This window comes from Colwellia sp. BRX8-9 (assembly GCF_014077245.1).
In the GTDB taxonomy this organism is placed as follows: Bacteria; Pseudomonadota; Gammaproteobacteria; order Enterobacterales; family Alteromonadaceae; genus Colwellia_A.
On sequence record NZ_JACGVN010000025.1, the window covers coordinates 50,832 to 60,799 of the forward strand.

Annotated in this window: 8 protein-coding genes; 4 read left to right on the forward strand and 4 right to left on the reverse strand. The window is 33.0% G+C overall.

The features are described 5' to 3' along the window. Positions 1-474: 474 nt before the first annotated feature. The gene (locus H4J70_RS17275) at positions 475-879 is read right to left on the reverse strand and encodes a hypothetical protein (protein ID WP_182251547.1); all 405 of its coding nucleotides are present in this window, start codon (positions 877-879) and stop codon (positions 475-477) included. Positions 880-1,223: 344 nt separating this feature from the next. Further along, complete coding sequence (locus tag H4J70_RS17280) at positions 1,224-1,517, reverse strand: hypothetical protein (RefSeq protein ID WP_182251548.1); 294 nt, start codon at positions 1,515-1,517, stop codon at positions 1,224-1,226. An 832-nt stretch (positions 1,518-2,349) separates the two neighbouring features. Between H4J70_RS17280 and H4J70_RS20795 the strand changes: the two genes are divergently transcribed. Both H4J70_RS20795 and H4J70_RS17285 read left to right on the forward strand, forming a co-directional pair. Then, complete coding sequence (locus H4J70_RS20795) at positions 2,350-2,559, forward strand: hypothetical protein (RefSeq protein WP_259368077.1); 210 nt, start codon at positions 2,350-2,352, stop codon at positions 2,557-2,559. Between the two features lie 13 nt (positions 2,560-2,572). Next, the gene (locus H4J70_RS17285) at positions 2,573-3,760 is read left to right on the forward strand and encodes an Arm DNA-binding domain-containing protein (RefSeq protein WP_182251549.1); all 1,188 of its coding nucleotides are present in this window, start codon (positions 2,573-2,575) and stop codon (positions 3,758-3,760) included. Positions 3,761-3,823: 63 nt separating this feature from the next. Here H4J70_RS17285 and H4J70_RS17290 read toward each other — a convergent pair whose 3' ends face one another. Continuing rightward, a complete protein-coding gene (locus H4J70_RS17290; protein ID WP_182251550.1) occupies positions 3,824-5,023 on the reverse strand; it encodes a tyrosine-type recombinase/integrase in 1,200 nt (399 codons plus the stop codon). Further along, positions 5,016-8,210, reverse strand: a complete 3,195-nt coding sequence (locus H4J70_RS17295) for a hypothetical protein (protein ID WP_182251551.1) — start codon at positions 8,208-8,210, stop codon at positions 5,016-5,018. The genes H4J70_RS17290 and H4J70_RS17295 overlap by 8 nt, the downstream gene beginning before the upstream one ends. A gap of 453 nt (positions 8,211-8,663) precedes the next feature. On the opposite strand from H4J70_RS17295, the gene H4J70_RS17300 reads away from it, so the two are divergent. Both H4J70_RS17300 and H4J70_RS17305 read left to right on the forward strand, forming a co-directional pair. After that, positions 8,664-9,074 carry a hypothetical protein gene (locus H4J70_RS17300; protein WP_182251552.1) on the forward strand — a complete coding sequence of 137 codons (411 nt, stop codon included), beginning with the start codon at positions 8,664-8,666 and terminating at the stop codon, positions 9,072-9,074. Positions 9,075-9,258: 184 nt separating this feature from the next. After that, positions 9,259-9,618: a hypothetical protein gene (locus tag H4J70_RS17305; protein WP_182251553.1), complete on the forward strand. Its 360-nt coding sequence runs from the start codon at positions 9,259-9,261 to the stop codon at positions 9,616-9,618. Positions 9,619-9,968: the final 350 nt, after the last annotated feature.

The following is a 9,968-nucleotide window of genomic DNA, read 5'->3' on the forward strand; positions in this document are numbered from 1 at the left end:
AAGGCGATGTTAACTGAAATTTTATGCTCGCTTATGAGGCAGTTTTAAGCTCTGTATAGTTCATATTCGCTCTGAACTCTAACTATTTAACCTAAAGCAGAACTGATAGAAATCACTGAATATGACTGCATTGATCAGCGGACGTTCTATTAATGTAAAATAGCTACCCACAAATGTATCCATCTGTAGTGGCTCATTAAAACTGGCCTACAATATAGATTTAAAACATATACTGGAATGTATATCGTATCAAAGCGGCCTATCTTTCTCTAATTTCCAAACCACTGCTATTACAGCCACCAAACTAAAAATTTTCAATCTTTATTGTCACTGTTTAGTTCATCACAGAGCATGGGGTTTTATAAAGTTTCAAACTTTATTGTATATTTAGATCGTCTAATTACACTAAGCCCAACTTATAGAGAACGACTTTTTTGCTGTAAGTTGTCGAGTTTGATTCGCAGAAAATCTTTGTCACTTTTTATTTTTTGAATCTTTATTTGAAATAAATACATCGACAAATGACACTAATGCAGTGGCAGCAATAAACATGGTTATTGCAAATATCAGAAGAATTTTTAAAGCTCGATCACTTTGGCTCTCTTGAGGTAAGTGAAGTGTAGCAATAAGTAAAATTGTCATCACTAAAATAGATAAGATATGTAGCTTGAAATTTTTCCATAAAGCCTTTTCACCATGTTGGTGTATGCTTTCTTTGACGCAGTCTGGTAGCTGAAAATTATATGTAAGCAAAAGTACAATAAGTGGAATATACCCGACGCAAAGTAATACCAAAAGGGCCATGTCATTTCTTTGGGAATAAAAAGAAAAAGCTAATAACGACCAACATAAAAGCCAAATAAATATTGTTTTAAACATAACCACCCTCAATAGTAAATAATCTTACATTATCTATTAGGTATCTTAATGAACAACTTAGCTGTTTTAGCTTATAGCCGGACTCACACACTCCAACATAGCTTTTCAACTTGAAGAATTTTTTCTTAAATTCAACCGATGTAAAGCTTCGAATTGATATATTTATCATTACTGTTTCCTTAAACAAAGTTTTAATGAGAAACTTGTAATTTGTCTATAAAAACAACTCACATGCTTGTCAAAAAGCTAAACTTTTTAATATCGAACAATCTATCATTTGCTGCATCAATAGCAGTGTTTTTTGTTAGTACTGACTCAGCGCTATGATCATTTAAATCAACTAACTAATCATTCGCTGCTTCTGCAATAGCGAAGTTTACGCTGTCACTGAATTTCTCTTCTTCATATTCGCTTTGTTTAGTTTTATTGCATACTTTATTTACGTACGCACTTGCCAACTTTTTAACAAGATGATAATCAGAACCGCACCACCTGGTAGCAGTAAAATTCCAAAAATCATCATTATCTTCTATCGTTGAAAATAAAAGATCGATATCAATAACAAGCGCCGGCACTAATGTGCAGATTGCACCTGATGTAATTTCTAAATTTAAATTACCTTCTCGATTTATATACATAAGTAAAACTCCTATTAAATTAATTCGATACTAAAAATATTCATCCAGCAAATTCTAGCTATATAAAATATTTAAGTCAAGAAAGCGGTTACTGGCAAGTCACTGATGTATATATGATTTTACAGGTTGTTCAGTGTCGTGATCTGAGATTAAAGGCGTTAATCTCAGGTTGCGATACTGTGGAGTATTTAAATTTCTTTAATCTCCGAGTAGGATACTGTGAGTATTAAAATCTCTTTAATCTCAGGGTACAAGTATAAGGATGATTGGATTTGAAAGATTAATTCTAAAAATAAATAAAAAACATTCATTTGTTTTATAAATATCAGCACTTTTTCTCTAAATATAAACAATTTGGTCTGGTTAATGTCAGATAATAGAAGTTAAATTATAGAAAGCATGAATCAATGTTAAACAAATATTAAGGTATTTATTTAACATTACTTATACGTTTTATAATCTTTCTAGCTCTAAAGTATTGAACCTTAAAATTATGCCTCAAAGATAGCATTAAGTAGATTCACGGCGATTACCATTGTAAACGTAGAATATTATCGAGCTATAATCGATTTGTTTAATTTAGGCATTAATAACATTACATTCTAATGTCATGACATTTCACCTGAAGTAATTCTTCCAGCTCGTATTGTGCTTCTACTTTATTATGTCAGACCAACGAATATTTATTGTTGGTCATCGTCATTACTCTAAAAATTCAGTTTTAGCATTTATTAACTGTTGAATAAGTAGCGCGTTTTCGCTTTCGTTTTATTGTGATCTCAGCCACAAAAATATAGTGGTATGTAGTATTAACTTATAAATGAGGTGAAAAATGAATACCTATTTAACGACCGAAGAACTGTCCAAAAAAATCAAATATCAGAAAAGAACAATCAGCTCACAGCTGAAGGACTCAATTTTAATTGAAGGGGTTCACTATATCAGACCTTTTGGTGGTCGAAAGATACTTTACATATGGGAGCAAGTTGAAAAACGAATGCTTTTAGAAAATTCCATTGACACATTAATTCAAATGATTTGATAGGGGACTGACTATGAGTAGTATTAGAGAAAGAAGCGGTAAACTTGTTTTTGATTTCACTTATCAAGGTGTTCGCTGCCGTGAAACAAGCAAGTTAGTGAATACTCCCGCTAATAGAAAAATAGCGAACGAAGTTTTAAGCCATATTAATGCTGAGATAATTGTCGGGACGTTTTCTTATGAAAAGTACTTCCCAAACTCAAAAAAAGTTGCATTGTTTAGTGAGTTGAAAGATTTAAAGGTAAAAAAAGATAACAACATTTTACCTACGGTTGCAGAGTTTACTGCGGTTTGGCTTGAAGAGAATTCTGGAGGTTGGCGTTACACTTATTTGTACAAGTTAAATGGTATGTTTAATAAGTACATACTCCCAAGCCTCGGGGGAATAAATTTAAGGGCGTTAACAAAGTCAGATGTTTTAGGCTTAAGGAATGAATTAGTCGCCGTAAAAAAGGGAGATGGTCAAAAACTTAGCTCAGATCATGTTAATCGTATCATGATGAAACTGCAGGCCATGCTATCTGAAGCTTCAGAGCGTTTTTCGATAGATAATGTGTCATCGTCAATCAAGTCATTGAAGAAAAATGTCATTGAAGTTACACCACTATCTCTATCAGAAGTTCAACAGTTTTTAGAATTAGTAAGAGATGATTACCATTGTTATTTCACGGCACGTTTTTTTACTGGATTAAGGTCATCAGAAGTTACGGCTTTGAAATGGGAAGACATTTACTTAAATCAGTCTTATATCATGGTACGAGCGGCATTGGTTAATGGAGAGCTCATTAACACGAAAACAGTCGGTTCGTACAGAAAGGTAGAATTAAATAAGCGGGTTGTCGATTGCCTTTTCGTTCATAAGAAAATTTCAAAATTTACTAATGAGAGCGACTTTGTTTTTTGTACATCAGAAGGTAACCACATAAATAACAATAATATTTGCGCACGCGTTTGGCACCCTATGCTGAGGTTATTAAACTTAAAGCCCAGGAAGATGTATCAAACACGGCATACTACCGCCTCCTTTTGGCTTGCATCAGGTGAGTCTCCCGAGTGGATAGCCAAGCAATTAGGACATAAAAGCACCGCTCTGCTGTTCAGTACTTACAGCCAGTTCATTGCCAATAACACGCAAAATGATGGAGAAAGGTTTGAGCGCTTTTTATCACAATCTGCCATTGGAAAGGAGGAAGGGAAGTAAGGTGGTACTATGGTCATGCTTTTATTTCAAAACATGACCTTTCTTGGTGAACGAAACAACAATTCATCCAACTTTATTAACATAACAGCTACTTGTTTTTTTCTTAGCATGTTTAATGAATAACAAAGCATTTAATGTTTTGTTATTCATCGTGTTATTCTCATTTGCAATTCTGAATCGACTACGTAATGTACGTAAATTAGCACTTGTTATATTCATCAAAGAAGCAGCATCGTCATCATTTACTTCAATTAATGAATTTTCTTCAAAAGCTGAGTGTATATAATGCTTTTGACTTGTTTGTAAATTATTATGTCCCATTCTTCCCGCAGCCTGAAAAAAGTTTCTTAATGAAAAATTATCTTTATTATCAATAAATTTAATTCTGGCTCGAGAGTGACGTAAATGTTTTAGACTGACATTTCGACTAAGCTCTTTTTTTATAGTCGCATTAATATTCATACAAAAATTATTAAAGCTTATTTGTTCTTTTTTTAATTCATCAAAATCAAAAATAGCTTCTTTCATTTTTTGTGTATTTGATAATAAACTTACAACAAGACTATCAGTTAAGTCAGAAAAGGGTATGTACCTCGTACTGTACCGATTTTTCATTGCTCCCAATCTGTTTGTTCTAAAATGCAACAGCTCACCAACAGTATCAATATCTTCCCCGATTAACTGATAAGCCTCGGTTATCCGGCTACCAGCCTCGTACACTGTTTGAACAAACAATTTATCGAGTGCTGATAGCTCATTTGATTGTAGAATTAACTCAACTTCCCAGTCCCAAATCAAATTTTTATCAACATTTTCAGTTGATGAGATGACCAACTCAAGCATCCCCAATGATTTACCGAAAGTTTCATTGAGAAACGTGAATAAATTCAGTAACTCTGATATTGTCTTTTTATTGTCTCCTTTGATTTCCAGCACTTGCTCGAATAAAGAGCAAAGCTCGAACTCATTCAGTGACGCTAAAGTTCGATTTTCTAAAAGCAGCGATATTGCTTTAATGAGCGAGATGTATGTAAACATCGTTGATATTGCGGGATTTTCTTTTTTACGCGTACCATTCTCCAACATAAACCCCCCAAATCTTGCAAATTCTGCAATTAGTGCGTTTTCATCATATTCAAAAGCGAGCAAACGTTCTTTAAATATCGATTTTTCGTATATTCGACCTTTTGCTTGAAGTTTTTTTGTGTTTATCTTGCGGACAAAAGCATCGACATCATGCCCAACATTTATATCTTTATTCATTATTTATCCTCCAATTTTTAAACTCTACATGTCTTATTTCTGGCTGTAGCGCATGAAACACTTTCAGTTCGCGATAAGCATGAAAGGCTGGGCTTTCTTTAAAGATCCAGCCACTTTTTACTACTTTTTGAAGTTGCGTGAATGATTTAGGAATGAGCCTATTTTTTTTATGAAGCCCCTTCATTATTTTGCTAAGCGCAGTGTCTATTGTATTTTTGTAAGGAGCTACATTAGATAGCTGAGTTTTAAGTTTTCTAATTAACAGCAATGACAAACTATCAGGAAAAAACCGGATAAACCCATACTCTTTATAAGAATATTCAAAAGATAGTGCGTTGTTGATACTTGTTTTTTCTTGTTTAATTAAATGATAAAAGTCCGTAATTGAAAGTGGATAGGGTAAGTTTTGAGATAAACAATGTAAGTACACTAAAATCAATTTATAGACACATTTTTTTTGATTTATTTCTGGGTGTGCAACTTTATCTATCACTTCGCGTGATATTATGTTTTTAAACACAATATATTGCTGCGCTTTGATTGCAAAGTCGTCAGTTAATGCTGACTTTTCAAAGCCAGTAGTGACATAATATAGCCTTTCAGGCTTGCGATTCGCTAGACGAGCTCTTTTCTTAATAGCTTTGTTTAACGCATGGATAATTAAGATTTTATTTCTTTTTTTGCTCTTATTCTCAAGCATTAAAGAGTCTCTAATTTCATCGAGTGTTGATTCAGTTAGAGACTCTTTCGTCTCAGTGAAAAACTGCGGAAGTTTATCTTTTAAGTAAGCTGACACAAATTCATTTGCGTCTCGAACATTCGACACTCTTATTTCGAGCCGTTTATCAATGCCAAATAGTGATTTTTCAGGAAAAACCAATGGTATATCATATTGAATATTTCCATCAGAAATACCCTTTATCGCTTGTAGATTGAGAGATTCCACTATTTTTTCTATTTCAGTCGATAGTTTTCCAATTAACGCTTGAGGTTTGATAGGGGATGAAGGACTAAGCGCATTTTGCCCCATTAGAAAGTGGCCCATGAAAAAATTAATCAGTTCTCTTTTTACACCGTTTTCTTTTAAGGCACTACACATCATATGGCGGTAGAAATTAGTCGGTAACTTCATTTCTGACCAAAAGCCATCAATTGAACTTTTATTGACTCCTTTAATTTTAAGCCTACCTTTTCTATCTCTTTCTAAAAGCAATAAAAATGGTAACGATTGCTGTTGTGACGGCTCGATGAGTGCTTTTAGTTTTCCCGCAGTCTCTAAATCAAATACGCTTATTCTATTTGAGATGTTTTTCAAATGAGTGAGGTAGTATTTGATTTGTAGCTTTGCTGTCCTACATAATGTCACGAGTCGTAAATCATGGTTATTCCCTGAAGCTTTATCGCCAATAAGTGCAAAACCATCATCAATAAATATATGATTTCTATTATCAAAAACATCATTGACGGGTCGATGACACGTTGTTATGAGTAGTACTGTTGTCACATATAGTACGTAATTATTGTGCGCTACAATCAGCTCATCAATTGTTCGATTACCTTTAATTGACCATTTTACAGTGCATTTCAATTCAGGTAGCCATTCATTAATTTTTTCTTTATTGATGCAAAGTTTTGAGCCAAGAAAAACGGTATTATTTGTATTGATTTTCTTTGTACACTCTCCAAAAACACGAGTAAATGCACTTACATGAATCTCTTCTGTAAGATTTAAGTTAACTGATGCGTAATAACACGAAGCGGGAATTAAGTAAGGGCTACTGGGTTTTAATAGAGTCGCATATACCTCATCTTCATCTGATTCACGATAATACAGATTAAAAGTAAATTCTCTTAATTTGTCGTTAGTGAATCGTCTGTTTAACTTTGTACGCATTTGATTGAATTCTTTAGCATAAACGCTTTCATCTACAGTAAAGTTAGATGAGCTCATTAAGCTTTTTACTTCAATTAAAAGGGGGATTAAAGAGATAGGTAAAGGCAAGATTAAAATCTGTCGATTGTCACTTTGTAAATAAGGGAGGTCCTTTTTTATAGGTGAGTAAGCATTAGGTAATTCGATTTGTTCAAATTGTATGTAACCCTTTGTAGAAACAATAATAGAACCAGATTTTAGATTACCGCTTTTGATGTCACAAACTAATATTATGTCTGACAACCAAGTGTCATCTACACCCAGTAAAAGTACAAATAACATACCTAACACGGCTTTTTTTTGTTCAACGCTTTCAACGTTATTAAATTGAAGAAGTAATTCGTTATAAAACTTCCTCGCTTCTTTATCTTTTAAAACCCTTGCGTGGTCTTGAATGTAATTATTTTCTACAGCACTTTTAGTTTGTGTGAATTGCTTTGCTACTTCTTTATCAACTAGCGTTGTTTCTGTTGTCTCAAAAACTTCATGAACAATTGTTGACTCAGCATCTAATGCTGGTTTTTGCGTGTATACAGTCTTTGAAATGTTCAAGATATTACTGACATCATCGATAGCGCATGTTCTTCTTTTTTTATTTTTACCCTTTTTTTTGCAGTGTTTATGCGTTGATTTACTTTTATTTTCTTCATTTTTTGTCTTATTCATGACTGCAAATTCATTATTTCCTAATACTGCTTGGTGAATATTGTTCAATAAAATGGCAGTTTTGCGGTGCTCTTCAATGCTGTCGTTTGCAATAACATCAGCTAATAACGTTTCAGCGTTAACTGTGCTTTTATTAGCATCAATAGTCTGAATAATAGATATCCCACCTTTACTCACTTTTTGAATAAAAATACGCAGTCTGCCTCTGTTCGTTTTAACTAACGGTGAAGCTGTATGGCCTGTTAGTAGGAGCTTGTTAAGTTGTGAATATACAAATAGAGCAGATAAAGAACAAACTTCGTCTGTCATGTTGTTGTCATTTATATGTACTAACAAATCAAATAAATGATTACCTGTTGCTACTTTAAGTACATGTTTTAAAGGCCCCCATACGTTTAGAGAACGTTTACTTAATTGTTGCTCACATTGATGAGTAAAAAACTCGCGCTTAAAATCAATTTTTTTTAAATAAGGTAAAAGTGTATTTAAATTTCGAATGAATAAACCAATATTTTTCTCTTCTGGGTTTATATCAAACAGGTCAAGTAAGTGATTTAGTGAAGCTTCGTCATTAGTAAATACAGTCATGCTTTTTCTCAGTTATTAATAAGATATAGCTATTATGCGTGATTAAAACATGTCGGTTAGCAGATAAGGGAGGAGATTTTGGGGCGTTAATAGCTATCTATGTCAAAATGCCGATAAAGTGAGTGTTTTTTATACACATTATATCTGAGTCGTTATATATAAAATGTTTCCCACAAAAAAATTGAATAATATTAGCTATTCAAGTTGTTGAGTTTCTGCTCCTTTTTATGTTTTATGCAGGGAAAGTTTATTTTACTTTGTTGTTCGCTCAGTTGCCTACTTTATTAATAGATGAAAGTTTAGTATTCGTTGTTGATTCAGTAAAATGAACTACTAGTAGGCTCCATGAAAGCTACATTTTCACTAACCCCATCATGGGTATTGTTCCCAAGGTTGCGCGTTTATTCTTTTCATTTAAATTAAATGCTCATTTTTAGCAAGAGAATCTTTAACATGTCACTAATTTCTACCGCTATTGCGGGTGTATCATTTATTTGTATGTTCATGGCGTCACCATTAGAAGATGTGCCTCTGTCGCATAATAGTCTACTACAAAGTAGCATTTCATTTATCATAAAGTATGCGATCATATTGGTTTGGATCCTGGTCATGGCAGTAGGGGCTATAGAGTTCTTGTTAATAACGGCTGTTTTATCAGATTGTGAATTTAATCACTCCCTGATCAGTATTATCATCATCACAATATCTTTTTTATTGTTACCTCTATTGCTCTATGCCTTCTTGATCGTTAAATATAATTTAACGATTATGCAAGACATAGCCGTTATAGTCTTTGTGAGTTTAATTGAACCTATAATTGGGGTTTCTATCATTAGCATAGTGTTTGTGCTGAAATTTCATTAGCTAATAACAAATATCCACTAATACAAAAATCGAGCATATAGCTCGATTTTTTCTATCTGTTTTTGAAGTGGCGCGTTTTATCTTTGATGTTTGAATGAGTAATACCGAATAAATATTTTGTCCGGTAAAGGGCAGCTTGTTTCATATTTTTGCTGTTTATTCATACAAATCTGAGGAATAAAGAATGACTATTCATTATCTGTTAGCGACACATATTTCGCTGAATCAATGTTCAGAGAATGTTGGTAGGGTGCAAAAATCTATTGAGTTACGTATCCAAGAAATAGAGGCTGAAAAAAGACAAAAGCGTGTTGTGAGCAATCTGGCAAATACTTTCTTGGTTTACTTTAAAATCAACGAACATGATACGCGGCTTGTTTCATATTTTACTGGAAATGAGGCTTACATTAAAAATAATAAAGAAGCGATTGAATTATGGGTGAAAGCTGAACTAGTTGAGGAGGATTGTATTGACGTATTACACATGAAATTTAAAAATATATTGTCACGAATAGACCCAACTGTTGATTTGAGTGAATATTGATTTTTAGTGTTTCATATATATAATACTCGAATAAAATCAACTATTAAGTGATTTGAATGCCAAATGTTAAACCAATTAACAGTGACAAGTAATATAGTATCAATGATGTGTATGGTGACTGTAACCTAATGTGTTGTCTAAGGGATACACAAGAGATCTAGTTGGTGTCTTACATAATATGTTTAAAAAAACAGACAAACTAAAGGTTTGTCTGTTTTTTTATCAATTTTTTCTTGTCTTGAAAGTAAATTATTCGGATTTATAAGCAGGCACGATAGTAGATCCAGTTTACGTACATTTATTCTTTCTAAAAACTAAAAACTAAAAACTAAAAACTAAAAACTAAAAAC

Bases quoted from the DNA above. Each gene is read 5' to 3' on its own strand.
- H4J70_RS17295 (WP_182251551.1), bottom strand. From the start codon at position 8,210: ATGACTGTATTTACTAATGACGAAGCTTCACTAAATCACTTACTTGAC.
- H4J70_RS17275 (WP_182251547.1), bottom strand. From the start codon at position 879: ATGTTTAAAACAATATTTATTTGGCTTTTATGTTGGTCGTTATTAGCT.
- H4J70_RS17290 (WP_182251550.1), bottom strand. From the start codon at position 5,023: ATGAATAAAGATATAAATGTTGGGCATGATGTCGATGCTTTTGTCCGC.
- H4J70_RS17305 (WP_182251553.1), top strand. From the start codon at position 9,259: ATGACTATTCATTATCTGTTAGCGACACATATTTCGCTGAATCAATGT.
- H4J70_RS20795 (WP_259368077.1), top strand. From the start codon at position 2,350: ATGAATACCTATTTAACGACCGAAGAACTGTCCAAAAAAATCAAATAT.
- H4J70_RS17285 (WP_182251549.1), top strand. From the start codon at position 2,573: ATGAGTAGTATTAGAGAAAGAAGCGGTAAACTTGTTTTTGATTTCACT.
- H4J70_RS17300 (WP_182251552.1), top strand. From the start codon at position 8,664: ATGTCACTAATTTCTACCGCTATTGCGGGTGTATCATTTATTTGTATG.
- H4J70_RS17280 (WP_182251548.1), bottom strand. From the start codon at position 1,517: ATGTATATAAATCGAGAAGGTAATTTAAATTTAGAAATTACATCAGGT.